The 23,428-nt window shown below is 70.0% G+C and carries 25 protein-coding genes and 1 pseudogene; 11 read left to right on the top strand and 15 right to left on the bottom strand.

Going from position 1 to position 23,428, the window contains the following annotated elements; genetic code table 11:
• Positions 1 to 4: 4 nt before the first annotated feature.
• From ybeY to trmB, 6 genes are all read left to right on the top strand, one after another.
• Positions 5 to 478, top strand: coding sequence for an rRNA maturation RNase YbeY (ybeY, locus tag C1707_RS06160; protein WP_101713238.1), 474 nt, complete (start codon positions 5 to 7; stop codon positions 476 to 478).
• A gap of 12 nt (positions 479 to 490) precedes the next feature.
• The gene (locus tag C1707_RS06155; protein WP_101713118.1) at positions 491 to 1,393 is read left to right on the top strand and encodes a hemolysin family protein; all 903 of its coding nucleotides are present in this window, start codon (positions 491 to 493) and stop codon (positions 1,391 to 1,393) included.
• Positions 1,390 to 2,988: an apolipoprotein N-acyltransferase gene (gene lnt, locus C1707_RS06150; RefSeq protein ID WP_101713119.1), complete on the top strand. Its 1,599-nt coding sequence runs from the start codon at positions 1,390 to 1,392 to the stop codon at positions 2,986 to 2,988. The genes C1707_RS06155 and lnt overlap by 4 nt, the downstream gene beginning before the upstream one ends.
• 33 nt (positions 2,989 to 3,021) lie before the next feature.
• A complete protein-coding gene (locus tag C1707_RS06145) occupies positions 3,022 to 3,447 on the top strand; it encodes a helix-turn-helix domain-containing protein (RefSeq protein WP_101713120.1) in 426 nt (141 codons plus the stop codon).
• Positions 3,448 to 3,580: 133 nt separating this feature from the next.
• Positions 3,581 to 4,804 (top strand): methionine adenosyltransferase, encoded by a 1,224-nt coding sequence (gene metK, locus C1707_RS06140; RefSeq protein WP_101713121.1) that lies wholly within the window; start codon positions 3,581 to 3,583, stop codon positions 4,802 to 4,804.
• Between the two features lie 239 nt (positions 4,805 to 5,043).
• Positions 5,044 to 5,724: a tRNA (guanosine(46)-N7)-methyltransferase TrmB gene (gene trmB, locus C1707_RS06135; protein ID WP_101713122.1), complete on the top strand. Its 681-nt coding sequence runs from the start codon at positions 5,044 to 5,046 to the stop codon at positions 5,722 to 5,724.
• A gap of 70 nt (positions 5,725 to 5,794) precedes the next feature.
• Here trmB and C1707_RS06130 read toward each other — a convergent pair whose 3' ends face one another.
• From C1707_RS06130 to C1707_RS06075, 12 genes are all read right to left on the bottom strand, one after another.
• Positions 5,795 to 6,202: a Fur family transcriptional regulator gene (locus tag C1707_RS06130; RefSeq protein ID WP_101713123.1), complete on the bottom strand. Its 408-nt coding sequence runs from the start codon at positions 6,200 to 6,202 to the stop codon at positions 5,795 to 5,797.
• Positions 6,203 to 6,249: 47 nt separating this feature from the next.
• Positions 6,250 to 6,702 carry a GNAT family N-acetyltransferase gene (locus C1707_RS06125; protein ID WP_101713124.1) on the bottom strand — a complete coding sequence of 151 codons (453 nt, stop codon included), beginning with the start codon at positions 6,700 to 6,702 and terminating at the stop codon, positions 6,250 to 6,252.
• Positions 6,699 to 7,343 (bottom strand): tRNA (adenosine(37)-N6)-threonylcarbamoyltransferase complex dimerization subunit type 1 TsaB, encoded by a 645-nt coding sequence (tsaB, locus tag C1707_RS06120; RefSeq protein WP_101713125.1) that lies wholly within the window; start codon positions 7,341 to 7,343, stop codon positions 6,699 to 6,701. Before tsaB ends, C1707_RS06125 begins: the two co-directional genes overlap by 4 nt.
• 2 nt (positions 7,344 to 7,345) lie before the next feature.
• Positions 7,346 to 8,017, bottom strand: a complete 672-nt coding sequence (locus C1707_RS06115) for a DUF1131 family protein (RefSeq protein ID WP_101713126.1) — start codon at positions 8,015 to 8,017, stop codon at positions 7,346 to 7,348.
• Between the two features lie 71 nt (positions 8,018 to 8,088).
• Entirely contained in the window at positions 8,089 to 8,676 is a 588-nt protein-coding gene (locus C1707_RS06110; RefSeq protein WP_101713127.1) for a malonic semialdehyde reductase, read from the bottom strand.
• A 110-nt stretch (positions 8,677 to 8,786) separates the two neighbouring features.
• Positions 8,787 to 9,359 (bottom strand): NifU family protein, encoded by a 573-nt coding sequence (locus tag C1707_RS06105; protein ID WP_101713239.1) that lies wholly within the window; start codon positions 9,357 to 9,359, stop codon positions 8,787 to 8,789.
• 391 nt (positions 9,360 to 9,750) lie between these two features.
• Positions 9,751 to 10,794 (bottom strand): tryptophan--tRNA ligase, encoded by a 1,044-nt coding sequence (gene trpS / locus C1707_RS06100; RefSeq protein WP_101713128.1) that lies wholly within the window; start codon positions 10,792 to 10,794, stop codon positions 9,751 to 9,753.
• A 174-nt stretch (positions 10,795 to 10,968) separates the two neighbouring features.
• A complete protein-coding gene (gene murJ, locus C1707_RS06095; protein ID WP_276310657.1) occupies positions 10,969 to 12,609 on the bottom strand; it encodes a murein biosynthesis integral membrane protein MurJ in 1,641 nt (546 codons plus the stop codon).
• 210 nt (positions 12,610 to 12,819) lie between these two features.
• Positions 12,820 to 13,869 (bottom strand): DNA polymerase III subunit delta, encoded by a 1,050-nt coding sequence (gene holA, locus C1707_RS06090; protein ID WP_101713240.1) that lies wholly within the window; start codon positions 13,867 to 13,869, stop codon positions 12,820 to 12,822.
• A 10-nt stretch (positions 13,870 to 13,879) separates the two neighbouring features.
• On the bottom strand, positions 13,880 to 14,374 hold the full coding sequence (lptE, locus tag C1707_RS06085) for an LPS assembly lipoprotein LptE (RefSeq protein ID WP_101713130.1): 495 nt from the start codon (positions 14,372 to 14,374) through the stop codon (positions 13,880 to 13,882).
• A gap of 3 nt (positions 14,375 to 14,377) precedes the next feature.
• A complete protein-coding gene (gene leuS / locus C1707_RS06080) occupies positions 14,378 to 16,969 on the bottom strand; it encodes a leucine--tRNA ligase (protein WP_101713131.1) in 2,592 nt (863 codons plus the stop codon).
• A 153-nt stretch (positions 16,970 to 17,122) separates the two neighbouring features.
• Positions 17,123 to 17,650 carry a DUF3576 domain-containing protein gene (locus C1707_RS06075; RefSeq protein WP_101713132.1) on the bottom strand — a complete coding sequence of 176 codons (528 nt, stop codon included), beginning with the start codon at positions 17,648 to 17,650 and terminating at the stop codon, positions 17,123 to 17,125.
• 251 nt (positions 17,651 to 17,901) lie between these two features.
• On the opposite strand from C1707_RS06075, the gene C1707_RS06070 reads away from it, so the two are divergent.
• On the top strand, positions 17,902 to 18,324 hold the full coding sequence (locus C1707_RS06070; RefSeq protein WP_240633875.1) for an NtrZ family periplasmic regulatory protein: 423 nt from the start codon (positions 17,902 to 17,904) through the stop codon (positions 18,322 to 18,324).
• A 10-nt stretch (positions 18,325 to 18,334) separates the two neighbouring features.
• Here the strand turns inward: C1707_RS06070 and C1707_RS06065 are convergent, their stop codons facing one another.
• A complete protein-coding gene (locus C1707_RS06065; protein WP_101713134.1) occupies positions 18,335 to 18,961 on the bottom strand; it encodes a thiamine phosphate synthase in 627 nt (208 codons plus the stop codon).
• On the opposite strand from C1707_RS06065, the gene C1707_RS06060 reads away from it, so the two are divergent.
• Entirely contained in the window at positions 18,960 to 19,604 is a 645-nt protein-coding gene (locus C1707_RS06060; protein WP_101713135.1) for a YggS family pyridoxal phosphate-dependent enzyme, read from the top strand. The genes C1707_RS06065 and C1707_RS06060 overlap by 2 nt on opposite strands.
• A gap of 34 nt (positions 19,605 to 19,638) precedes the next feature.
• Here C1707_RS06060 and C1707_RS06055 read toward each other — a convergent pair whose 3' ends face one another.
• Positions 19,639 to 20,151: a L,D-transpeptidase family protein gene (locus C1707_RS06055; protein ID WP_101713136.1), complete on the bottom strand. Its 513-nt coding sequence runs from the start codon at positions 20,149 to 20,151 to the stop codon at positions 19,639 to 19,641.
• A gap of 67 nt (positions 20,152 to 20,218) precedes the next feature.
• On the opposite strand from C1707_RS06055, the gene C1707_RS06050 reads away from it, so the two are divergent.
• Positions 20,219 to 20,905, top strand: coding sequence for a response regulator transcription factor (locus tag C1707_RS06050; RefSeq protein WP_058347127.1), 687 nt, complete (start codon positions 20,219 to 20,221; stop codon positions 20,903 to 20,905).
• A 104-nt stretch (positions 20,906 to 21,009) separates the two neighbouring features.
• On the opposite strand, the gene secB is transcribed toward C1707_RS06050, so the two are convergent.
• Positions 21,010 to 21,504, bottom strand: coding sequence for a protein-export chaperone SecB (secB, locus tag C1707_RS06045; protein WP_101713137.1), 495 nt, complete (start codon positions 21,502 to 21,504; stop codon positions 21,010 to 21,012).
• A gap of 165 nt (positions 21,505 to 21,669) precedes the next feature.
• On the opposite strand from secB, the gene timA reads away from it, so the two are divergent.
• Both timA and mltA read left to right on the top strand, forming a co-directional pair.
• The gene (gene timA / locus C1707_RS06040; protein WP_101713138.1) at positions 21,670 to 22,272 is read left to right on the top strand and encodes a TIM44-related membrane protein TimA; all 603 of its coding nucleotides are present in this window, start codon (positions 21,670 to 21,672) and stop codon (positions 22,270 to 22,272) included.
• A pseudogene (gene mltA / locus C1707_RS06035) lies at positions 22,272 to 23,428 on the top strand (murein transglycosylase A). The gene timA and the pseudogene mltA overlap by 1 nt, the downstream one beginning before the upstream one ends.

The raw sequence follows: 23,428 nt of genomic DNA, 5'->3' as shown, positions 1-23,428 counted from the left end.
CGATATCGAGATCGAAGACGAGGCCTGGACCAAGGCCGAACCGGAAGCCGAGGCGCTGGTCTGGCGGGCCGCCCAGGCCGTGCTCGACGCCCACGAGGACGTCGAGGGCCAGGGCATCGTCATCCTGCTGGCCGACGACGACAGCGTGCGGGCCCTGAACCGCGACTTCCGCCACAAGGACTACGCCACCAACGTGCTGTCCTTCCCCTCGCCCCAGGATCCGGCGAGCAATCCCGAGGGCCAGATCGGCGACATCGCCCTGGCCTACGGGGTCTGCGCCCGGGAGGCGGCCGAGCAGGGCAAGCCCCTGGCCCACCACCTGCAACATCTTGTGGCGCACGGGGTGCTGCATCTTCTAGGATACGACCACGAGGGCGACGAAGAGGCCGAGGCCATGGAAGCGCTCGAACGCGAGATCCTGGCGGGGCTGGACGTCCCCGATCCTTACGCCGACGACGGTTCGGCAAACCTGGGGTGAAGACCTAAAGGCATGCCCGACGACGACCAGAGTTCCACGCCCGCCGGTCCGGCTCGATTCAGCCGGGGCCTGCGGGCGTTCTTCCGTGAGCTGCGGCGCGCCGCGCCCGTCAAGCGCGCGCGGCCGGTCGATCCCGACCACGTCGCCGCGCCCGACCTCGTCGACCAGGCCGAGGCGTTCAAGACGCTGAAGGTCGGCGACCTGATGACCCCCCGGCCCGACGTGGTCGCCGTGGAGGTCGACACCCCCTTCGCCGTGGTCGTGGCCCAGTTCGTCGAGGCCGGCCATTCGCGCATGCCGATCTATCGCGAGGCGCTGGACCAGCCGATCGGCGTGATCCATGTCAAGGACGTCTTCCGGCTGCTGGCCGACGATGCGCTGCGCCCCGAGCCCGAGGCCCGCGTCCAGGAGCAGCTGCGCCGCGACATGCTGCTGGTGCCCGCCTCGATGCGGGCCGCTGACCTCTTGCTGCGCATGCGCACCAAGCGCATTCACATGGCCATGGTCATCGACGAGTTCGGCGGGGTAGACGGCCTGGTGACCATGGAAGACCTGATCGAGAGCGTGGTCGGCGACATCGACGACGAGCACGACGACGCCCAGGTCGCCACCGTCGTCGTCCGGCCCGACGGCGCCTTCGAGACCGACGGCCGCACGCCGCTGGAAGACCTCGAGGCCGCCGTCGGCGAGACCCTGGCCCCGCCCGAGCACGAGGAGGAGGTCGACACGGTCGGCGGCCTCGTCGGGGCCCTGGCCGGCCAGGTGCCCGAACAGGGCCAGGTCGTGCGCCACCCCGCCGGCTTCGAGCTGGAGGTGCTGGAGGCCGACTCCCGTCGCGTGCTGAAGGTGCGGGTGCGCCGCGCTCCCGAGCCGGTCGAGGCCGAAACCTCGCTGGACCCGGTGGACGTTCCTTGAACCTGCGCCTCCTGACCGCCCCCTCGCCTTGGCGCGACCGCGCGCTGGCGCTGGTCGCGGGCCTGGCCGCCGCGCTGGCCCATCCGCCCTTCGGCCTGCTGCCGGGCCTGCTGGGCTACGCCCTGCTCCTGTGGCTGCTGGACACGGCGGACGGTCCGCGCCCGCTGCGCTCGGCCTTCCTGCGCGGCTGGCTGACGGGGCTGGGCTATTTCGGGCTAGGCACCTGGTGGATCGGCGAGGCCTTCATGGTCGACGCCGCCAACCAGGGCTGGATGGCCCCGTTCGCGGTGACTGCCATGGCCGCGGGCCTGGCGCTGTTCTGGGGCCTGGCCGCCCTGCTCTACCGTCGCTTCCGGCCGGCCGGCGCCGTGCGCGTGCTGGCCTTCGCCGCCGCCCTGTCGGCGCTGGAGTGGGTGCGCGGCCACGTGCTGACGGGCTTTCCCTGGAACCTGCCGGGCGAGACCTGGCGGGCCGGGTCGGCGCCCTCGCAGGCGGCCGCCCTGATCGGCGCCTACGGCCTGACCTTCGTCACCCTGGCCATCGCCGCGGCGCCCGCCGTCTGGCGGCAAGGCCGATCGGGCCGCATCGCCGTCGGCGCGGCCGCCCTGGCCTTGGCGGGCCTCTACGGCGGCGGCCTCCTGGCGCTCAAGACCGCGCCGCCCGCCGTCCAGGCCTCCGCGCCCAAGATCCGCGTCGTCCAGGCCAACGTCCAGCAGTCGGCCAAGTGGGACGCCGCCAGCTTCCAGGCGATCGTCCAGGACTACGTGGCCCTGACCGCCACGCCCTATGCGGACGGCCGCCCGGCCGACATCGTGGTCTGGCCCGAAGGCGCCCTGCCCGCCGCCATCAACGACTACCTGGCTCCCGGGACCTGGATACGCCAAGCGATCATGGACTCGCTGCAGCCCGGCCAGCTTCTGCTGATCGGCGGCTATCGCTACGAGGGCTCGGTCGACGCGCCGGTCTACTACAACAGCCTGGTGGCGCTGCGCCGCGAGCCCGGCGACCTGGTCATGGCGGGCGTCTACGACAAGCACCGACTGGTGCCGTTCGGCGAATACCTGCCGGCCGACGGCCTGCTGACCGCCATCGGCTTCAAGAGCATGGCCCACCTGGGCGACGGCTTCGCCACCGGCCCGCGCCCCGCACCCCTCGCCGTCGCGCCCGGCCTGAAGGTGCAGCCGCTGATCTGCTACGAGAGCCTGTTCCCGGGCCTCGCCCGCCCCGACGCCGGCGTGCGGGCGCTGGTCAACGTGTCGAACGACGCCTGGTTCGGCGTGACCTCGGGCCCGCTGCAGCACCTGAACCTGGCCAGCTATCGCGCCATCGAGGCCGGCCGGCCGATGATCCGCGCCACCCCCACCGGCGTGTCGGCCATGGTCGACGCCCAAGGCCGGGTGATCGACGGCCAGCGCTTGGACCTGGGCGCCCGCGGCGTCATCGACGCCCCCCTGCCCGCCGTCGGCCGCGACACCCTGGCCTCGCGCCTGGGCGACTGGCCGCTGGCGGTCCTGGTTCTCGCCTCGGTGGCGATCTGTATCCTCACTTCGCGTATCACCGGTCAGAAGTTTGCCGTCCCGAAAGATATGGGCTGAACTAAAGCCGCATTCCTGGGTCTATGCCTAAGCATGACCGTCGCCCCCGAATCCCCCGCCGAAATCGAGCGTTCGCCCAACCCCGTCGACCTGCACGTCGGCGCCCGCATCCGCATGCGCCGCAAGATCCTGGGCGTCAGCCAGGAGAAGCTGGCCGAGAGCCTGGGCCTGACCTTCCAGCAGGTGCAGAAGTACGAGCGCGGCGCCAATCGCGTCAGCGCCAGCAAGCTCTACGAGATCGCCCGCGCCCTGCAGGCTCCCGTGGCCTACTTCTTCGAAGGCCTGGCCGATCCGTCCGAGCCGGCCGACGGCGAACCGCGCAACGACCACCAGGTGCACGAGTTCCTGATGACCCCCGAGGGCCTGGAGCTGGCCTCGCTGTTCCCGCGCCTGAACCGCGCCCCGGTGCGCCGCCGCATTCTCGACCTCGTCCGGTCGATGGCCGACGAACAGCTCTAGTCCGCCGACAACGGGGCCGACGCCAAAAGGCGCCGGCCGCCTTGCGGACATAAACTTATCTTTATATGGTCCTCGCTAAGCTCGCGGGGCCGGTCGCCGCGTGGGCGCTGGACTCTAAGCCGGAGCCGTCCACTTGAGCCGTTCGTCCTACATCTTCACCAGCGAAAGCGTCTCCGAGGGCCACCCCGACAAGGTCGCCGACCGCATCAGCGACACCGTCGTCGACGCCTTCCTGACCGCCGATCCCGAAGCCCGCGTGGCCTGCGAGACCCTGGTCACGACCAACCGCATCGTGCTGGCGGGCGAAGTGCGGGCCGGCAAGCCGGGCGGCGACAAGAAGGCCAACAAGGAGCTGACCAAGGACATCATCAAGTCCCTGGAGCCCAAGGTCCGCGCGGCCATCAAGGACATCGGCTACGCCCAGAAGGGCTTCCACTGGGAAAAGGCCAAGTACGCCTGCTACCTGCACGGCCAGTCGGCGCACATCGCCCAGGGCGTGGACGCCACCGACAAGAAGGACGAAGGCGCCGGCGACCAGGGCATCATGTTCGGCTACGCCAGCACCGAGACCCCGGAGCTGATGCCGGCGACCCTGCAGTACAGCCACAACATCCTCAAGCGCCTGGCCGAGCTGCGCCATTCGGGCGAGCTGCACGAGCTGGAGCCCGACGCCAAGAGCCAGGTGACCCTGGAGTATGACGGCCAGGGCGTGCCCCAGCGCGTCGTCTCGATTGTCGTGAGCCACCAGCACAAGAAGAAGATCGACGGCAAGGCCCCGACCTCCAAGCGCGTGCTCGACCTGATCAAGCCGCACATCCTGCCGATCTTCCCGGAAGGCCTGATCACCAAGAAGACCCAGTGGCTGATCAACCCGACCGGCCGCTTCGAGATCGGCGGTCCGGACGGCGACGCCGGCATCACCGGCCGCAAGATCATCGTCGACACCTACGGCGGCGCGGCCCCGCACGGCGGCGGCGCCTTCTCGGGCAAGGATCCGACCAAGGTCGACCGCTCGGCCGCCTACGCCTGCCGCTACCTGGCCAAGAACGTCGTAGCCGCCGGCCTGGCCGACCGCTGCACCATCCAGATCGCCTACGCCATCGGCGTGGCCCGTCCGGTGTCGTTCCACGTCGACCTGCACGGCACGGGCAAAGTCGATCCGGCCGTACTGGAGAAGATTCTGCCCGACCTGATCGGCGGCGCCACCCCGCGCGGCATTCGCGAGCATCTGCAGCTGAACCGCCCGATCTACGCCCGCACCGCCGCCTACGGCCACTTCGGCCGCACGCCGGACAACGAGGGCGGCTTCTCTTGGGAGAAGACCGACCTGACGTCGGAGCTGAAGGGCCTGGCTTAAGCCTCGCATCCTTCGGAAATTCGAAGCGGGCCCCGGTCGCAGGATCGGGGCCCGTTTTCATTTGGGCCTGTTTTCATTTGGGGCCCTGCGTCCTTCGGGGCCCGCTACGCGGGCGCCTCAGGATGAGGAAGTCGGTGCAGGATCGTCCTCATCCTGAGGTGCGAGCCGCAGGCAAGCCTCGAAGGACGCACGGCCGATCCGCTGGCTTCCTCGCCCCACTGCCGCTAAAGACCCGCCCCATGACCAATCCCCAACAGCCCCACGGCCCCCTGCGCTCGTTCGGCCGCCTGAAGTCGCGGCCGGTGAAGCCGCGCCAGCAGGCCCTGCTCGACACCCTGCTGCCGACCATCGCCGTGCCGCACGAAGCCTTCCAGCCCCTCGACCTGATGCCGCAGGCCAAGGAAGCCTGGCTGGAGATCGGCTTTGGCGGCGGCGAGCACATGGCCGCCCAGGCCGGCCGCCGTCCCGAAGTGCTGGTGATCGGGGCCGAGCCCTTCGTCAACGGCGTGGCCAGCGCCGTCCGCCACGTGGAGGAGCAGGCCCTCCAGAACGTCCGCATCCACGAGGGCGACGCCCGTGACGTGGTCGGCTGGCTGCCGGACGCCTCGATCGACCGCCTGTTCGTGATGTTCCCCGATCCCTGGCACAAGGCCCGACACAACAAGCGCCGGATCATCCAGCCGGAGTTCGTGGCCGAGCTGGCGCGGGTGCTGAAGCCGGGCGCGGCCTTCCGCTTCGCCACCGACTGGGCCGACTACGCCGAGTGGACGATCGAGCGGGTGGTGGCCAACCCCGCCTTCCGCTTCGCCGAGGAGGACGCCGATCGCCAGGCCATCCCGGCCGACCACGTGACGACGCGCTACGAGGAAAAGAAGCTGGGCGACTGCGCCCCGGTGTTCCTCGACTTCGTGCGGGCCTGAGGCCGGCGCACGGGCCCAAAAGAAAAGGGCGCGGGGATGACCCCGCGCCCTTTGCCCTGATCGGGATCAATCACTCCTCGAACGGCACGCCGTACAGTTCGAGCCGGTGATCGATCAGCTTGTAGCCGAGTTTCTTGGCGATCGCGTGCTGCAGGGCCTCGATCTCCTCGTCCACGAACTCGACGACCTTGCCGGTCTTCATGTCGATCAGGTGGTCGTGGTGATGGGTCGGGGTCTCTTCGTAGCGCGAGCGGCCGTCTCGGAAGTCGTGGCGCTCGATGATGCCGCTTTCCTCGAACAGACGGACGGTGCGGTAGACCGTGGCGATCGAGATGTGCGGGTCGATGGCGTGGGCGCGGCGGTGCAGCTCCTCGACGTCGGGGTGGTCGTCAGCCGACGACAACACACGAGCGATGACACGACGCTGGTCGGTCATGCGCATGCCTTTTTCGATGCAGAGCTTTTCGAGGCGGTCCAAAGCGCAATCTCCGTCGGGGGATTCGCGGCACAATAGGCAATCGCTTCTTAAGTGTTAAGCGCCCGCCGCATCACGACGGCGTCCTTAGGGCCGTCCGGATGGGGATAATAGCCCTTCCTGAGACCCACTTGCGAAAAGCCGGTCGCCTTGTAGAGGCCGATCGCTCCCACGTTGTCGGCGGCGACCTCGAGGAACAGGTCGAAGGCCTTGGCTTCCGTGGCGATCCCGGCCGCCATCTCGACCAGGGCCGCGCCCCAGCCGCGCCGGCGCGCGGCCGGATCGACGGCGATGGTCAGGATTTCGGCCTCGCCGGCGATCGCCCGGCACAGGATGAAGCCGCGCGGCTCTTCTGGATCTCCCGAGCTTCCGAGCACGGCGAAGACGCCGGGCGAGTTCAGCAGGGCCTCGAACTCGGTCGGCGCCCAGGGCCGGTCGAAGGCCCTCTCGTGCAGGTCCGCCAGGTCCCAGCACGCTTCCAGTCCGACGGGATGCAGGTTCATGCGGCCGGCATCGTGGCGTAGGGCGCGCGCAGATAGAGCGGCCGGGGCGAATGGGCCGGGGCCGGCCGGGCAGCCGCCAGGCGGGCGATGGCGACCGGATCGGCGAAGGCCAGGTCCTGGCGGGTCGCGCCCGGCAGCACGCCGTCCAGCAGCGCCGCGCCGGAGCCGGCCACGATGGCGGGCCCGCCCGAATAGAGCTCGGCCAGGCGGGCGGTCGCCGCGCCGATGTCGAGGGCGTCGGGGGCCATCAGCGCCGTCGCGCCGTCGAAGACCTGCAGGTAGACCTGCCCCATCTTGGCGTCGAGGGCGGCGGCGACGAAGCCCGCAGCCCCCGTGGAGGCCGCCAGGGCCTCCAGGCTGTTGACCCCCACGCAGGGGATCCCGAGGGCCTCAGCGAGGCCCTTGGCGAACGACAGGCCCACGCGCAGGCCGGTGAACGAACCGGGACCGACGGTGACGGCGATGCGGTCGAGGTCGGAGAAGGCGATCCCCGCCTCGGCGGCGACCTGCTTGGCCAGCGGCGCGATGCGCTCCTGGTGGCCGCGGGTCATGGGTTCGCTACGGGCGGCCAGCGCACGGCCGTCCTCGATCACGGCGACCGACGAGGCCGCCAGGCAAGTGTCGACGGAAAGAACGCGCAAGATCAGGCGGCCCCGACCTGGGCGGTTTCGGCCGGGCGCCAGACGAACTCGTTGAGCTGGGCCTTGGCCTTCAGCGTGGCCTCGTCGGGCACGCCGCCCTTGGTCCAGCCGGGCACGCCGAAGACGTAGGCCACGGTCGGCGCCTCGGGGCGCACGCAGACGGTCTGGTTGACGGTGCGGCCCTCGCCGGCGCGGCACTGGTCGCGGGTGAAGCCCAGGGCGGCCCACTTGGCCAGCAGGCTCTCGCCCTTGGGACCGCGCACGTCGCCGGCGGCCAGGCGGATCTCGGCGATGCCGCCGTCGGCGCCCTTGCCGATCTCCAGCAGCGGGACGTTGTCCTGCTCGACGGTGATGATCGGCCCGGGCGGACCGTCGCCTACATGGATGAAGGCGCTCTTGACCGCGGCCTTGGGGAACAGGGCCTGGATCGTCGGCTGGTCGAAGGCGGTGGCGGCGGTGATGGGGCCGACGCCCGCGACGCCCACCTGCAGCGGGCCGCCGACATAGGGCGCGATCTTGATCACGGCCGAGCCGTCGGCCGGCTTGGCGGCTTCCGGCGCGGCCTGCTGGGCCGCTTCGGGCTTGGCCGAGGCCGGGGCGGAAGACTTTTCGGCGGGGCCGCAGGCGGCCAGCAGGGCCAGCGGCGCGGCGAGGAGCGCGAGACGAAGGGTCATGACCCTGTTCTAGCGCGCCCTCCCCGCGACGTCATCGCCCGGCTTTCCGGACGACGACGCCAACAGCCGGATCAGACGATCGAGGCGGCTTCCTCGAAGTCGAGGCGCGGGCTGCGCGGGAACAGGTTGTCGTCGGTGCCGTAGCCGATCGAGGCGATGAAGTTGGACTTGATGTTGGTGCCCGCGAAAAAGGCCGCGTCGACGCCGGCGTTGTCGAAGCCCGACATCGCGCCGACGTCCAGGCCCAGGGCCCGGGCGGCGAGGATGAAGTAGCCGCCCTGCAGCGAGCTGTTGCGGAACGCGCCCCATTCCTTGGCCACGGGGTCGCCGAACCAGTTCTTGGCGCCCGGGGCGTGCGGGAACAGCTTGTCGAGGGTCTCGGGGAAATCGAGGTCGTAGCCGACGATGACGGTGACCGGGGCCTGCAGGATCTTCGGGCCGTTCGAGCCCGACGACAGGGCGGCCAGCTTTTCCTTGGCTTCCGGGCTGGTCACGAAGACGAAGCGGGCCGGGGTCGAGTTGGCGGCGGTCGGGCCGAACTTCACCAGGTCGTACAGCTCGCGCAGCACCGCTTCCGGCACGGGGTCGGATTTCCAGCCGTTGCGCGTGCGCGCCTCGGTGAACAGCTGGGCGAGAGCGGCGGAGTCGAGCTTGGACATCAGCGATCCTTATAGGAAACCATAATCGCAACTTATGTAGTTACAGTATGGGGATCCCAGCGGATCGCGCAAGGCGCCCGGGGCGGAAAACCCGCCCCGTAGGCCATGGATCAGAGCGTCTGCTCGACCCGGGTCACTTCGGGCACGTAGTGCTTGAGCATGTTCTCGACGCCCGACTTCAGCGTCGCCGCCGACGACGGGCAGCCCGAGCAGGCGCCGCGCATGTGCAGCCAGACCACGCCGGTGGCCGGCTCGAAGCGGCTGAACACGATGTCGCCGCCGTCCTGGGCCACGGCCGGACGGATGCGGGTGTCGAGCAGCTCCTTGATCTCGGAGACGATCTGGGCGGTCTCGTCGTCGTAGACGCCGTCCTCGTCGTGGCCGCCGGCGGCCTCCTCGCTCAGCAGCAGCGGGCGGCCGCTGGTGAAGTGGTCCATGATCGCCGCCAGGATCGGGGCCTTCAGGTGCGGCCACTGGGCGTCCTCGCCCTTGGTCACCGTCAGGAAGTCCGGACCGAAGAACACCCGCGTCACGTCGCCGAGCCGGAACAGGGCGTCTGCCAGCGGCGAGGCCTCGCCCTCCTCGGGGGTGCGGAACTCCCGCGCGCCGTCCACCAGGACCTCGCGGCCGGGGAGGAACTTAAGCACGTCGGGATTGGGCGTGGTTTCGGTCTGGATGAACATGCGGGACATGTGGCCCGCGAAGAGGCCATGAACAAGACCTGTAGCTATCCAGAAGGTCAGTTTTGATGCGGACGGCGCTCGCATACGCGCTGTTGACGCTATTTACCCTTACAGGTACCGATGTTTTTGTTGTGTGTGGCGACACTTTTTGTGGGTCACACAACAACTGGTGAAGGGGCCACACGATGTGCAGCCCCTTCGGGTTCCCCCAACAGGGCTGCGGACCGAAACAACGCTTCGGTTAGGACGGCCCGGATGCAGGCGGCGAGGTCGAGTCGCCGCCTACTCCAATTCGTTAACGCGACTCGGCAAGCCGAGTCCAGAACCTAAGATGCTGATAAGACTCGAATAATTATCGGCGAAATATCGCCGATATTATCGACTAAATCGCTTACGCGCCCCAGAAGCCGACGAGCTTCTTGGTCTCGGCCACGACCGGCTCGGCCACGGCGCGGGCGCGCTCGGCACCGTCCTTGAGGATGGCGTCGATCTGGGCCGGGTCGCCGGTCAGCTCGCGCATGCGCGCGCCGATCGGGCTCATCACCTCGACCGCCAGCTCGGCCAGGGCCGGCTTGAACGTGCCGAAGCCCTTGCCGCCGAACTCCTCGATGACCTTGGCGCGAGTGGTGCTCGACAAGGCCGCGTAGATGTCCACGAGGTTGCGGGCTTCCGGACGCTCGGCCAGGCCCTCGACGCTCTCGGGCAGCGGCTCGGGATCGGTCTTGGCCTTGCGGATCTTGGCGGCGATGGCGTCGGCGTCGTCCATCAGGTTGATGCGCGAGGCGTCCGACGGATCGGACTTGCTCATCTTGGCCGTGCCGTCACGCAGGCTCATGACGCGGGTGGCGGGCCCCTCGATCACCGGCTCGGTGACCGGGAAGAAGGCCGGCTGGCCGCCCGGCGCGCCGAAGTCGTTGTTGAACTTCTGGGCGATGTCGCGGGTCAGTTCCAGGTGCTGCTTCTGGTCCTCGCCCACCGGCACGTGGGTGGCCTTGTAGAGCAGGATGTCGGCCGCCTGCAGCACCGGGTAGGTGTAGAGGCCCACCGAGCTGCGCTCCTTGTGCTTGCCGCTCTTCTCCTTGAACTGGGTCATGCGGTCGAGCCAGCCCAGGCGCGCGACGCAGTTGAAGATCCAGGCCAGTTCCGCGTGGGCCGGCACGGCCGACTGCGGGAAGATCGTCGCCTTCTTGGGATCCAGGCCCGCGGCGATGTAGGCGCAGGCGATCTCGCGGGTTTGCTGGGCCAGCACCGCCGGATCCTGCCAGACGGTGATGGCGTGCATGTCGGCGACGAAGATGAAGGGCTCTTCGTCCTGGATGTCGACGAAGCGCTTGAGGGCGCCGAGATAGTTGCCCAGGTGCAGGGCCCCGGAGGCCTGGATCCCGGACAGGCTGCGCTTGGGACCCGCGTACGGAACGGGAGCTTGGTCGGTCATGGCTTCAGCCTTGGATGTCGGAAACGGTCGGAATGGCGGCGCGCACGGGGGCGCGGGCCGCGTCCGGAGACGCGGCGATCGGGTTCAGCGGAAGCTGCGCCATCGCGGCGCGAGGGAACCGATCGGAGCCATGGGCATGCTCGTTACCGTTCCGACGCGCATCGGACAAGGTCTCTAGGTTGCTTTGCGCCGCCGCAGGGCGGCCTTGAGCTCGCTGGGCTTGACCCCGCCGAACAGGAACAGCAGCGGAAAATAGAGGCCGCCGCCGACCAGCACGGTCAGCACGAGGGCGATTTCCTTGGCCCCGATCACGTGACCGCGCAGCCCCATCGCCTCGAGCGGCGCCTCGATCAGCGGCCGCCAGTGCGAGGCCGCCGCCAGGACGAGCCCCATGCCGAGGCTGGCCAGCAGGATCTTGGTGACCCGCGACCAGGTCTGGCCCGATGGGCCGTAGTGACCCTTGCGCCAGAGGGTGAAGGCCATCTGGCCGACATTGAGCCACGAGGCGATGGCGGTCGCCGCCGCGATGCCCTTCACGCCCACCAGGTTGAACAGCACGATGCCGAAGGCGATGTTCACCGCCACCGAGACCAGGGCGAAGCGCATCGGCGTCTTGGTGTCGCCGCGCGCGAAGAAGGCCCGCGAATAGAGCTGCTGCAGCACGAAGGCCGGCGTGCCCAGACCGTAGAAGAACAGGGCCGAGGCCGTCTGGCTGGCGTCGAAGGCGGTGAACTCGCCGCGCGTGTAGAGGCCGTCCGACAGGAAGCCGGGCATCGCCACCAGGGCCGCGGCGGCCGGCAGGGTGAAGGCCAGGGCCAGGGCGATGGCCTGGTCCATGGCGCTCTGGGCGTCGTCGCCGTCGCCGGTGTTCACGGCGCGCGACAGGCGCGGCAGCAGGGCGACGCCGATGGCCACGCCCACCAGGCCCAGCGGCAGCTGGTAGAGGCGATCGGCCGTGGCCAGCCAGGTGCGTCCGCCGGGGACGTGGCTGGCCAGGTTGCCGGAGATGAAGATGTTGACCTGGGTGGCGCTGGCCGCCAGAGCGCCGGGAATAGCCTTGCCGATCAGGGCCTTCACCTCGGGGGTCAGGCGCGGCAGCCGCCAGTGGACCTTGGCGCCGGACTTGTTGACGCCCCAGACCAGCAGGGCCGCCTGGGCCACGCCCGCCACGACCACGCCGGCCGCCCCCCACACCGCCGCGTCGATCGGGTCGCTCTGCGGCAGGATGAAGGCCAGGGTGGCGATGTTCAGCAGCACCGGCGCGCCGGCCGACAGGATGAATCGGTCGCGGGCGTTCAGCACGCCCGACAGGTGGGCCACGATGGCCATGCACGGCAGGTAGGGCATGGTGATCTGGGTCAGCAGCACGGCCAGCTTGTACTTGGCCGGGTCGGCGGCGAAGCCGGGGCTGATCAGCATCATCAGCCAGGGCATGGCCAGCTGGCAGATCACCGTGATGATGATGGTGGCCGCGGCCAGGGTGGCCATGGCGTCGGCGGCCATGACGTCGGCCTTTTCCTCGCCGTCGTCCTGCAGCGACTTGGCGTAGGCCGGCACGAAGGCGGCCGCGAAGGCGCCCTCGGCGAAGAACCGCCGGAACAGATTGGGGAAGGCTAGGGCCGTGGCGAAGGCGTCGGCGGCCGGTGTGGCGCTGGCCCCCATGCGGTAGGACATGGCCAGGTCGCGCACGAAGCCCATGAACCGGCTGACGAGGGTCAGGCCGGAATAGATCATCGACGACTTCAGCAGCCCTCCGCCCTTCTTGGCGGGCGCGGCGGACGTCGGTTCGGGCGGGGCGGCGGGCGTGTCGGTCACGTCCGGCTTCTGGGCGCTGCGCGTGAGGGCGTCAAGCCGGGGCGCGGGAACTGCACCGAGGTTTGACGCAAAGTGCATTCGAGACCCGGCCCGTGCGTCCTTCGAGGCTCGCCTACGGCTCGCACCTCAGGATGGGGACTGTTGGCTCTGACTTCCTCGTCCTGAGGCGCCCGCGAAGCGGGCCTCGAAGGACGCACGGCCCTTGGACCTCTACAGCCCCAGCCGCCGCGCCCGGCCGGCGATCTGCAGGGCCAGGCGTTCGGCGATCAGCTGGTCGGGAGAGCCGGACGTCTTGCAGGCCTTGTCGGCGACCAGGATGTCCTGCTGCACGGTGAGCAGGTGCTCCAGCGTCCAGGCGCGAGCCTGGCGAAGGAACTCGCGCTCGGTCTTCCAGAACACGCCCGAGGCCTTGGCCGCGGCGCCCAGGTCGACACCGTTCTTGTGCAGGGTCAGGGTGCGGCGCAGACGGCCCAGATAATAGCCCATGGCGCGCACGGCGGCCGGACCGCCCTCGCCTTCCTGGGCCGCGCGGCGCAGGCCAGCCTGAGCCGCGCCGAGCTTGCCGCCGAAGGCGTCGGCGGCGGCGTCGCTCAGCGAGGCCTCCGGCTCGACGCCGAGGAAGTCGGTCAGGTCGGCGGGCGTGGCAACCACGCCGCTATTCGGGCCCAGATAAAGCGCCAGGCGCTCGATCTCGGCGCGGGCGACGCCGCGCTCCTTGGGCAGGCGGTTGACGAACAGGTCCAGCGCCTCGCCGTTCAGGCTGACGCCGTCGCGGGACAGAGCGTCGCGGGTCAGGCGCGCCATGTCGCCGACCTCGTCCTCGTAACAGGGAATGACGTAGCAGCCGCCGGCCTTCTCGCCCGTCTTGCGCAGGGCGGAGTCGCGGCCCAGCGCCCCGGCCTCGACCAGGAAGAAGGCTTCGGGATTGAGCCGGCCCTCGACGTGGGCCGTCAGGGCCTCGGCCGCCTGCTTGTCGGGACCGGCCTTCTCGCCGGTGAGCCGCAGGCGCACCAGGCGCTTGCCGCCCATCATCGACAGGGCCGCCAGCTCGTCCTCCAGCTTGCCCGGTTGGGCGTCGAGGTCGCTTTCGGTCAGCAGCGCCGTGTCGAAGGGATCGTCGGGCCGCTCGACCACCTTGTGGGCGAGCTGGGTGGCGCGATCGCGCACCACGCCCCGGTCCTTGCCGTAGATCACGACGGCGCGGATGTCGGGGGTCGGGTCCTTCAGGAACCGCTCGACGTCCTGCCGCTTGGAGAGAATGGCCACGAGGTCAGGCGGGCGCCTTGCCGGCCAGCCAGGAGGCCAGTTCCAGCTGGATCTTGCGGGCGACCTCTGCGGCGGCGCGCTCCTGGCCGTCCTGCTGGGCGGCGATGGCGGCGTAGGGCTGGTCGGCGGCGTCGTAGGTGACCACCGCCGTGGTGACGCCCTTGCGGACTTCCGAACCCGTGGTCGCGTCGCTGAGCTTCCACTCGACCTTCATGTTGAGTTCGTAGCGGTTGGCGACGTTGTCGACGCGCACGCCGCGGGCGTAGCGCCGTTCCTCGACCTTGTAGGTCAGCCGGTGCGAAGGCAGCACGTTGGCGTTGCGCGCCAGCGCGTCCTCCAGCTGCTCGCGCAGCAGGTAGCCGGCGCGGCCCTCGGCGGCCACCACCTCGATGGCCCCAAGCCCGCCCGTGACGCCTTGCTGGCCGTAGAGCGGGGTGAAGCCGCAGGCCGACAGGGCCAGGGTCGAAAGCAGGGCGGCGGCAGCCAGGAGACGCTTCATGGATCAGTTCGCCACGATGTTGACGATGCGGTCTTTGACGACGATCACCTTGCGGACCGTGACGCCCTCAAGGTGGGCCATGACGGCGGGATCCGCCAGAGCGATTTTCTGCACCTCGTCGTCCGGGGCGCCGGCCTTGACCTTGATCTCGCCGCGGCGCTTGCCGTTGATCTGGATCGGCAGCACGCGCTCGTCGTCGGCGGCCAGGGCCGGATCGGCCTTGGGCCACGGCGCGTCGACCACCATGCCCGTACGGCCCAGGCGCACCCAGGCTTCCTCGGCCAGGTGGGGCGTGAACGGGGCGACCAGGCGGGCCAGGATGTCCAGCGCCTCGACGCGGGCGGCCAGCACGCCCTGCGACGCGCCTTCAGCCGGAGCGGCCTTCAGGGCGTTCAGGAACTCGTACAGGCGCGCCACGCCGCTGTTGAAGCGGAAGCCCTCGATGCTGTCGGTGACGAACCCGATCAGCTTGTGGGCCGCCTTGCGCAGAGCCAGGGCCGCCTCGTCGGCGTCGTCGTGAGCGAAGTCGCCGGCCGGCTGGCTGTCGAACTCGTTCCACAGGCGGTGCGTGAAGCGCCAGCTGCCCTCGACGCCCGAGTTGGTCCACTGCACGTCGCGCTCGGGCGGGCTGTCGCTCATCACGAACAGGCGCGCGGCGTCGACGCCGTAGGCCTCGAAGATGTCCTCGGGGGCGACGACGTTCTTCTTGGACTTCGACATCTTCTCGATGTCGCCGATGACGATCGGCGCGCCGGTCTTGGCGTGCTTGGCGGTGCGGCTGTTACCCTCGGCCGTGATCACCACGTCCGACGGCTCGACCCACTCGCCGGCCTCGTTCTTGTAGGCCTCGTGGGTGACCATGCCCTGCGTGAACAGACCCGCGAACGGCTCGTCCACCGACAGCAGGCCCTCGTCCTTCAGCGCCTTGGTGATGAAGCGGGCGTACAGCAGGTGCAGCACCGCGTGCTCGACGCCGCCGATATACTGGTCGACCGGCATCCAGTGGTCGGCGCAGGCCTTGTCGATCGGCTCGGCGGCGGTCGGGTCGGTGAAGCGAGCGAAGTACCAGGAGCTGTCCACGAAGGTGTCCAGCGTGTCGGTCTCGCGCTCGGCCGGGGCGCCGCACGACGGGCAGTTGACGTGCTTCCAGGTCGGGTGCCGCACCAGCGGGTTGCCCGGCTTGTTGGGATCGAAGGTGACGTCCTCGGGCAGGGTCACCGGCAGCTGGTCTTCCGGCACGGAGACCGGGCCGCAGGCCTCGCAGTGGATGACCGGGATCGGGCAGCCCCAGTAGCGCTGGCGCGAGACGCCCCAGTCCCTGAGACGATACACGGTCGCGCCCTGGCCCTGGCCGGCGGCCTCGATGCGGGCGACGGCCTCGGCCTTGGCGGCCTCGACCTCCATGCCGTCCAGGAATTCCGAGTTGAAGATCCTGCCGGGGCCGACATAGGCCTCCTTGCCGACCGTGAACGTCGCCGGATCCTCGCCGCCCGGCAGCACCACCGGCAGCACCGGCAGGTCGTACTTGCGGGCGAAGTCCAGGTCGCGCTGGTCATGGGCCGGGCAGGCGAAGATCGCGCCGGTGCCGTAGTCCATCAGGATGAAGTTGGCGATCCACACCGGCAGGGTGATCGACGGGTCCAGCGGATGCTTCACCCGCAGGCCCGTGTCGCGGCCCAGCTTCTCGGCGCCCTCGATGTCGGCTTCAGAGGTGCCGCCCTTGCGGCATTCGGCGATGAAGGCCTGCAGGTCGGGGTTCTCGACCGCCAGCTGCTCGGCCAGCGGGTGCTCGGGGGCGATGCCCACGAAGCTGGCGCCGAACAGGGTGTCGGGACGGGTGGTGTAGACTTCCAGGCCCTCGGCCAGGCCGTCCGGCGCCTCGCCGTCAAACTGGAACTTGAAGCGCAGGCCCGTGGACCGGCCGATCCAGTTCTCCTGCATGATGCGGACCTTCTCGGGCCAGCGATCCAGGGTCTTCAGGCCGTCGATCAGGGCGTCGGCGTAGTCGGTGATGCGCAGGAACCACTGGGTCAGCTTGCGCTTCTCGACCGTCGCGCCCGAGCGCCAGCCCTTGCCGTCGATGACCTGCTCGTTGGCCAGGACGGTCATGTCGACCGGGTCCCAGTTGACCGAGGCTTCCTTGCGATAGACCAGGCCGCGCTTCAGCAGGCGCAGGAACCAGGCCTGCTGCTTGCCGTAGTACTCCGGGTCGCAGGTGGCGAACTCGCGCGACCAGTCGACCGACAGGCCCAGGGCTTTCAGCTGCTCGCGCATGGCGGCGATGTTGTCGTAGGTCCAGCCCTTGGGGTGGACGCCGCGCTCCATGGCCGCGTTCTCGGCCGGCATGCCGAAAGCGTCCCAGCCCATCGGGTGCAGCACGTTGAAGCCCTGGGCGCGCTTGTAGCGGGCCACGACGTCGCCCATGGCGTAGTTGCGCACATGGCCCATGTGGATGCGCCCCGACGGATAGGGGAACATCTCGAGCACGTAGTACTTCGGACGCGCGTCGGGGGCGATCGGCGTCAGGAAGGTGTTGGCGTTCGCCCAGGCGGCGCGCCACTTCGGCTCGGTGTCTTTGGGATTGTAGCGGGCCATGGAAACCAGAGTGCTTGCGGACAGGGCGCGTTAGGCGCGTTCCGCAATGCTCATAAGCGGTTTCGCGGCCGGGGCGCGCCTAAATATGCGAACGGGAGCCCCTTGTCGCCAGACGAGGGGCTCCCGCGCGGATCCTTCGGGACTGAGAGCCCCTTAGTTCCGGATGTTCGAGAGGCGAAGCTGACGCGCGCGGGTCAGGATGGCGTTCTCGATGTCGGTCGCCGTCTGGTCCGAGGCGGCCGTGTCGACCCAGGCGCCCGAGGCGTCCTTGGCCTGCTTGAAGATCGTGACGTTCAGGCCGTCGGCGCGCAGGCGCGTGTCCAGGATGTAGACGGTGGCCTTGAAGCGCTCGTCGGGCTTTTCCGGGTTGATGTACCAGTCGGTGACGATCACGCCGCCGTACGGGTCGGCCGAGGCCAGCGGCATGAAGGCCAGCGTGTCCAGCGACGCGCGCCACAGGAAGCCGTTGACGCCGATCGAACCTTCGCTCGCGGCGGCCTTCGGAGCCTTCTTGAACAGGCCGAAGGGCTGGAAACCGGGCTCTTCGCTCTGGCTGGTGAAGGTCTTGGGCGGCTTGTTGCTGCTGCACGCGCCCATGCCGAGAACCGACAGCGCCAGCACGCCGGCGGCGACGCCGCGCAACATGGACCCACGCTCAAACGCCATAGTACCTCGCTCCAATAATCTGCCGGCGCGTGCGCGCAGCCCAGGCGCGCCCCCGCAGCCGGAACGCGTCTATAGCATGGCCGCGCTGCGTCAAAACAGGAATCGCGTGACATGACCGCCACAGGCGCCGCTTGAATCGTAACCTGCGACGATCAGCGTGATCCAAGCCCTGTTGACCGCGTTGTACCAAGGCCTTTATTCGGCTCTCAGGGTGTCCGTACCTATATAGGGTGCGGGCAGGGGTTATTTTGGGGAATAGGTGTCGAGTGACGAAGGTCGCGACGCAATTCGTCTTGGCGGGCGCCGCCGCGCTGATCCTCACGGGATCGGCTTCGCTGGCTCATGCTCAGACCAAGACCCGCACCGCGCCGGCCACCGCCGACTTCACCGTCAAGAACGACTTCACCGCCTCGCAAGGCGCGCCGTTCAGCCCGCAGAACCCCAAGAAGACCCTCGAGTTCGACGCCCGCAAGGGCAAGTGGGGCCTCAAGCTCGATCTCGACCAGCCGGTCGGCCGCGAGATGGAGCTCAAGGACGTGCAGGCCGGGGCCTACTACAAGGTCACCCCGTCGATCCGCGTCGGCGGCGCCGTGGCCCTGGGCGAGAACAACCCCGTGGCCGCCGCCCGCAAGAACGAAGCCCGCGAGCCCACGCCGCGCGTGAAGCTGGAAACGGCGTTCAAGTTCTGATCCTCGGGGCTCAGACCCCGAAGCCTTCGATCCCCGCCAGACCGTAGACGCCCGCGCCGACCAGCGCGTCGGCGCTTTGCGCATTGACGCCGCCCAGGGCGTAGACCGGCAGGGCCGCGCCCGCCGCGATCCTCGCCAGGCCTTCGACGCCCAGCGGCGCGCCGGCCGAGGGGCTGCGGCTGGGAAAGACCGGCGAGACCACCACCGCCTCGACGCCCGCTCGCCGGGCCGCCAGAACGGCCTCGGCGTCATGCGCCGCCGCCGTGATCCGCCAGTCCGGATGGGCGAGACGGACCCGCGCGGCGCTAGCCGCCAGGCGCTGGGGCAGGTGGACGCCGCCCGCGTCGATGGCTTCGGCCAGGCCTGCGTCGGCGCCCGCCAGCAGCAGCAGGCCGCGGCGCCGGGCGATGTCGGCCAGGCGCCGGCCGCGCGCCACCGCATCGGCGGCGTCGAAGGGGCGGTAGACGACGCCCGCGCCCGCCGGCAGCCGCTCGGCGACGGCCTCGGGGTCGGGAACACGCGCCGGATCCGTGAAAAACAGCAGGCGCGGCAGCGGATCGCCCGGCCAGACCCATGGGCGAAGCCGCGCGGCCGTTCTAGAGAGGGCCTCCAGACTGTCCGTTCCGTGGTCCGCCATGTCCGAAACCCTGACCTCCATCCGCTCCCGCATCGCCGCCGCGACCCTCGCCGCCGGCCGGCCCGCCGACGCCGTCCAGCTGGTGGCGGTGTCGAAGCTGCAGCCGTGGGAGCATATCGCCCCTGTGTTCGACGGGGGCCAGCGGGTTTTCGGCGAGAACCGCGTGCAGGAGGCCAAGGAGCGCTGGACGCCTTATCGCGATCAGATCGAACTGCGGCTGATCGGACCGCTGCAGACCAACAAGGCCCGAGATGCGGTGGCCCTCTTCGACGTCGTCGAGACCCTGGACCGCGAGAAGCTGGCCCGGGTGCTGGCCGACGAGGTCCAGGCGCAGGGGAGGGCTCCCCGGCTCTACGTCCAGGTCAACACCGGCGAGGAGCCGCAGAAGGCCGGCGTCACTCCGGGCCAGGCCGACGCCTTCGTCGCCGCCTGCCGGGGAACCTACGGCCTGGCGATCGAGGGGCTGATGTGCATTCCGCCCGCCGACGAGGACCCGGCGCCGCATTTCCTCATGCTGGCCGAAATCGCCGCCCGCAACGGGGTGGAGAAGCTGTCCATGGGCATGAGCGACGACTTCGAGATCGCCATCGCCTGCGGCGCGACCTCGGTGCGGGTCGGCTCGGCGCTGTTCGGGGCGCGCTGATCCGAACCTCCCCCTGTGGGGAGGTTCCTGAAGGCTAGACTTCCGAGATCCCGATCGCGTCCCCGGGCGCGGCCTTGGCCAGCAGGGCCTCGATGTCGTCCCGCGCCAGGGCCACGCAGCCCTCGGTGCCCGGATAGCCGTCCCGCGCCAGATGCAGGAAGATCGCCGAGCCCATGCCGGGAACCGGAGGATCGTCGTTGTGGGCGAGAATCCCCACCAGGTCGTAGACGGCGTCGTCGCGCCACATGCGCTCGGCGCTGGCCGGATAGGGCAGCTTGACCGGGCGGTTGTAGCTGGGGTCGCCCGGCGCGTCGCACCAACCGTCGTCGGGCGCGATCGGCGCGGTCGGCAGGGCCGTCCGGGGACCGTCCGGATAGACGTCGGGGCGGTAGAGAACCTGGCGGATCGCCCAGGTTCCCAGCGGACTTCTGTTGTCGCCCTCGCGCTTGTCGGCGGCGGCGACGACGCCGGCCTTGCCCAGCGCGCAGCGCACGGTCCGGCCGTCGCCGAGATCGATCGTTCCGTCCGAGCGCGCCTGGAGGATCATCGCAAACCTAGCTCCCGCAAGCCCGCGCCCCTTGGCGCCGGGCCTCGTAGCGGTCATGTTCCGGCTCATGGCGCAACGCAAGACCCTGCTTCTCATCGACGACGACGACGACCTGCGCGGCGCTTTGGCCGAGCAGCTCGCCCTGCACGAGGAATTCGCCGTGGCCGAGTGCCCGACCGCCGGCGAAGGCGTGCGGCAGGCCCGCGAGATCAAGCCGGACCTGATCCTGCTCGACGTCGACCTGCCCGACATGGACGGCCGCGAGGCCTGCCGGCTGATGCGCAAGAACGGCGTCACCGCGCCGGTGATCATGCTCACCGCCGCCGCCAGCGACAGCGACACGATCCTCGGCCTGGAATCGGGCGCCAACGACTACGTCACCAAACCCTTCCGCTTCGGCGTGCTGCTGGCCCGCATCCGCGCCCAGCTGCGCAGCTACGAGGCCTCGGAAGACGCGCTGTTCCGCATCGGTCCCTACGAATTCCGCCCCTCGGCCAAGCTGCTGGTCGACGACAAGCAGAAGAAGGTGCGGCTGACCGAGAAGGAAACCAACATCCTGAAGTACCTCTACCGCGCCGGCTCCAAGCCGGTGTCGCGCGAGGAACTGCTGACCGAGGTCTGGGGCTACAACGCCGGCGTCACCACCCACACGCTGGAGACCCACGTCTATCGCCTGCGCCAGAAGATCGAGCCCGATCCGGCCACGGCGCGGATTCTGATCACCGAGGCGGGCGGCTACCGGCTGCAGCCATAGGCTTCACCGCCTTCGGGGCGAGGAGAACAAAAAGAAAGGCCCGGGGCTTTCGCTCCGGGCCTTCTTCGTTTTCGGGCGGCTCAAGCCTGAAATCAGGCCCGAAATCAGGCGTTGCCGACCTGGCCGGCTTCGGCCTGGGCCTTGCGCGCGGCGTAGACGCCGGCGAAGTCGATCGGGTCGATCAGGAAGGGCGGGAAGCCGCCTTCGCTGGTGACGTCGGCGATCAGGCGACGGGCGAACGGGAACAGGAAGCGCGGGCACTCGATCAGCAGGACCTGCTCGAGGGCTTCTTCCGGCACGCCGGCGATCTGGAACAGGCCGCCGTAGACGACTTCGACGTGGAACACCGCCTGGCCGTCGCGCTCGGCGCGGGCCGACAGCTTCAGGTCGACTTCGAACAGGCCGTCGGCGCGGCCGCGGGCGTTCATCTCGACGCCCATGTCGATGGCCGGCTGAGTGGCCGAGGCGCGGAGCGAGTCCGGCGCGAGCGGGTTTTCGAACGAGAGGTCGCGAACGAACTGGGCGACGATGCGGATGCCGGCGGCGGCCGCTTCGTTGTCGTCCTGGGCGGCGGGCGGAGCGCCGTTGGTATCGGTCATGAAGGGTTTTTCCATACTCGGCGCGGCATATCGGCCGTTAGGCGTGAGCGGCGCTGCTAACATGCGGGAGAACGCCGTGCAACGTCAGGCGCCTGACGCGGGCGGCCGCTTGGCCTATATAGACAGGCTGTCGTCTCACTCGACGGCCCCGATGCGGAACTTGTCGTGCTTGAACTGATCGTCTTCGCGGTGCTCGCCGCCGTCGTCCTCTACCAACTCTACGCCACGCTCGGTCGCCGGGTGGGGCGTCAACCCGAGGACACGCCCGCCCCCGTGGCCGCCCCGGCCGCCAACCGTCCGGCCGACAGCACCGAGACGGCGATCCCGGTCAACGCCACGGGCCTGGCCGCCCTGCGCGCCCGCCAGCCCGACTTCGACCCCGGCCGCTTCCTGTCGGGCGCCCGCTACGCCTACGAGATGATCCTGAAGGCCTTCGCCGCCGGTGACCGCGAGACGCTGAAGCCGCTGCTGGCCGCCGACGTGATGGCCAATTTCGAAGGCGCCATGGCCGCACGCGAGGCCGAGGGGCGCACCGAGAGCGTCGAGCTGCTGGCCCAGCCGCGCATGGACCTCGACAGCGCCGAAGTGCAGGGCGACACCGCCCGCGCCGTGGTGCGGATCCTGGCCGAGGTGCGCACCCGCTCGACCAGCGCCGCCGGCGAGGCGGTCGACGATCGCCGCACCGCCGACCTGTGGACCTTCGAGCGCGACCTCAAGAGCCGCGATCCCAACTGGACCCTGGTGCGCGTCTCGGTCGCCGAAGCCTGATGCTGCGTTCCGTCCTGAGCGCCGCGGCGGCCGCGCTGGTGCTGGCCGCCTGTACGACGACCGCGCCGCCGCCTCCGGTCGCCCCGACCACGCCGGTCACGCCGCCCTCCACGCCCGCTCCGCAGCCGCCCCCCCGACGACGCCGTCGCCGGCCAGCTTCTCGGCGCTGCAGGGCTGGAACGAGGAAGACCACGCCGCCGCCCTGCAGGCCTTCCGCGAGACCTGCGGCGTCGCCAAGGACGCGGCCACGGCCGAGGTCTGCCGCCGGGCCAAGGCCGCCGGTCCCGTCGACGACGCCCGGGCCCGCCAGTTCCTGGAAGCCAATTTCCGCCCCGAGGCCGTCTCCGGCCAGGGCCTGCTGACCGCCTACTTCGCCCCCGAATACGAGGCGCGGATGTCGCGCTCGGCCGAGTTCAGCGCCCCGATGCGCGGCCGGCCGGCGGATCTGGCCATGCTCGACCTGGGCGCCTTCGACCCGACCCTGAAAGGCAAGACCGTGGTCGGCCGCGTCGCCGGCGGGGGCTTCGTGCCCTATGACGACCGCGCCGCCATCGAGGCCTCGCCGCTGGACCGCCCTCTGGCCTGGATGCGGCCCGAGGATCTGTTCTTCCTGCAGATCCAGGGTTCGGGCGTGCTGACCCTGCCGGACGGCCGCCGCGTCCGCGCCGCCTTCGCCGCCCACAACGGCAAGACCTTCTTCGGCATAGCCACCCCCATGCGCGACCAGGGCCTGCTGAGCGACGGCAACACCTCGGGCGAGGCGATCCGCGGCTGGCTGGCGGCCAATCGCGGCCCCAAGGCCGACGAGATCATGCGGCTGAACCCGCGCTACGTGTTCTTCCAGACCCTGCCCGACGACGGCCGCCAGGCCACGGGCGCGGCCAATGTGCCGCTGCCGGCCGGCCGCGCCATCGCCGTCGATCCCAGCCAGCACGCCATGGGCGGCCTCTACTGGATCGACGCCAGCGCCCCCAAGCTGGCCGGCGCCTTCCCGACCTATCGGCGCGCCGTGGTGGCGCTCGACACTGGCGGGGCGATCAAGGGCCAGGTGCGCGCCGACCTCTATATCGGCACTGGCCAGGCGGCCGGGACCGAGGCCGGCCGCGTACGCCACGACCTGCGCCTGTGGCGGCTGGTCCCCCAGCCCCCGCAATAG

It is taken from the genome of Caulobacter flavus (assembly GCF_003722335.1).
GTDB lineage: Bacteria > Pseudomonadota > Alphaproteobacteria > Caulobacterales > Caulobacteraceae > Caulobacter > Caulobacter flavus.
The sequence above is the reverse complement of the archived record's forward strand: the minus strand, read 5'-3'. Positions and strand labels throughout refer to the sequence as shown.

Bases quoted from the DNA above. Each gene is read 5' to 3' on its own strand.
- C1707_RS06125 (WP_101713124.1), bottom strand. From the start codon at position 6,702: ATGAACCTGCATCCCGTCGGACTGGAAGCGTGCTGGGACCTGGCGGAC.
- trmB (WP_101713122.1), top strand. From the start codon at position 5,044: ATGACCAATCCCCAACAGCCCCACGGCCCCCTGCGCTCGTTCGGCCGC.
- secB (WP_101713137.1), bottom strand. From the start codon at position 21,504: ATGACCGATACCAACGGCGCTCCGCCCGCCGCCCAGGACGACAACGAA.
- C1707_RS06105 (WP_101713239.1), bottom strand. From the start codon at position 9,359: ATGTTCATCCAGACCGAAACCACGCCCAATCCCGACGTGCTTAAGTTC.
- C1707_RS06055 (WP_101713136.1), bottom strand. From the start codon at position 20,151: ATGATCCTCCAGGCGCGCTCGGACGGAACGATCGATCTCGGCGACGGC.
- C1707_RS06065 (WP_101713134.1), bottom strand. From the start codon at position 18,961: ATGGCGGACCACGGAACGGACAGTCTGGAGGCCCTCTCTAGAACGGCC.
- trpS (WP_101713128.1), bottom strand. From the start codon at position 10,794: ATGACCGACCAAGCTCCCGTTCCGTACGCGGGTCCCAAGCGCAGCCTG.
- C1707_RS06050 (WP_058347127.1), top strand. From the start codon at position 20,219: ATGGCGCAACGCAAGACCCTGCTTCTCATCGACGACGACGACGACCTG.
- C1707_RS06145 (WP_101713120.1), top strand. From the start codon at position 3,022: ATGACCGTCGCCCCCGAATCCCCCGCCGAAATCGAGCGTTCGCCCAAC.
- C1707_RS06060 (WP_101713135.1), top strand. From the start codon at position 18,960: ATGTCCGAAACCCTGACCTCCATCCGCTCCCGCATCGCCGCCGCGACC.
- leuS (WP_101713131.1), bottom strand. From the start codon at position 16,969: ATGGCCCGCTACAATCCCAAAGACACCGAGCCGAAGTGGCGCGCCGCC.
- lptE (WP_101713130.1), bottom strand. From the start codon at position 14,374: ATGAAGCGTCTCCTGGCTGCCGCCGCCCTGCTTTCGACCCTGGCCCTG.
- C1707_RS06110 (WP_101713127.1), bottom strand. From the start codon at position 8,676: ATGTCCAAGCTCGACTCCGCCGCTCTCGCCCAGCTGTTCACCGAGGCG.
- C1707_RS06115 (WP_101713126.1), bottom strand. From the start codon at position 8,017: ATGACCCTTCGTCTCGCGCTCCTCGCCGCGCCGCTGGCCCTGCTGGCC.
- C1707_RS06155 (WP_101713118.1), top strand. From the start codon at position 491: ATGCCCGACGACGACCAGAGTTCCACGCCCGCCGGTCCGGCTCGATTC.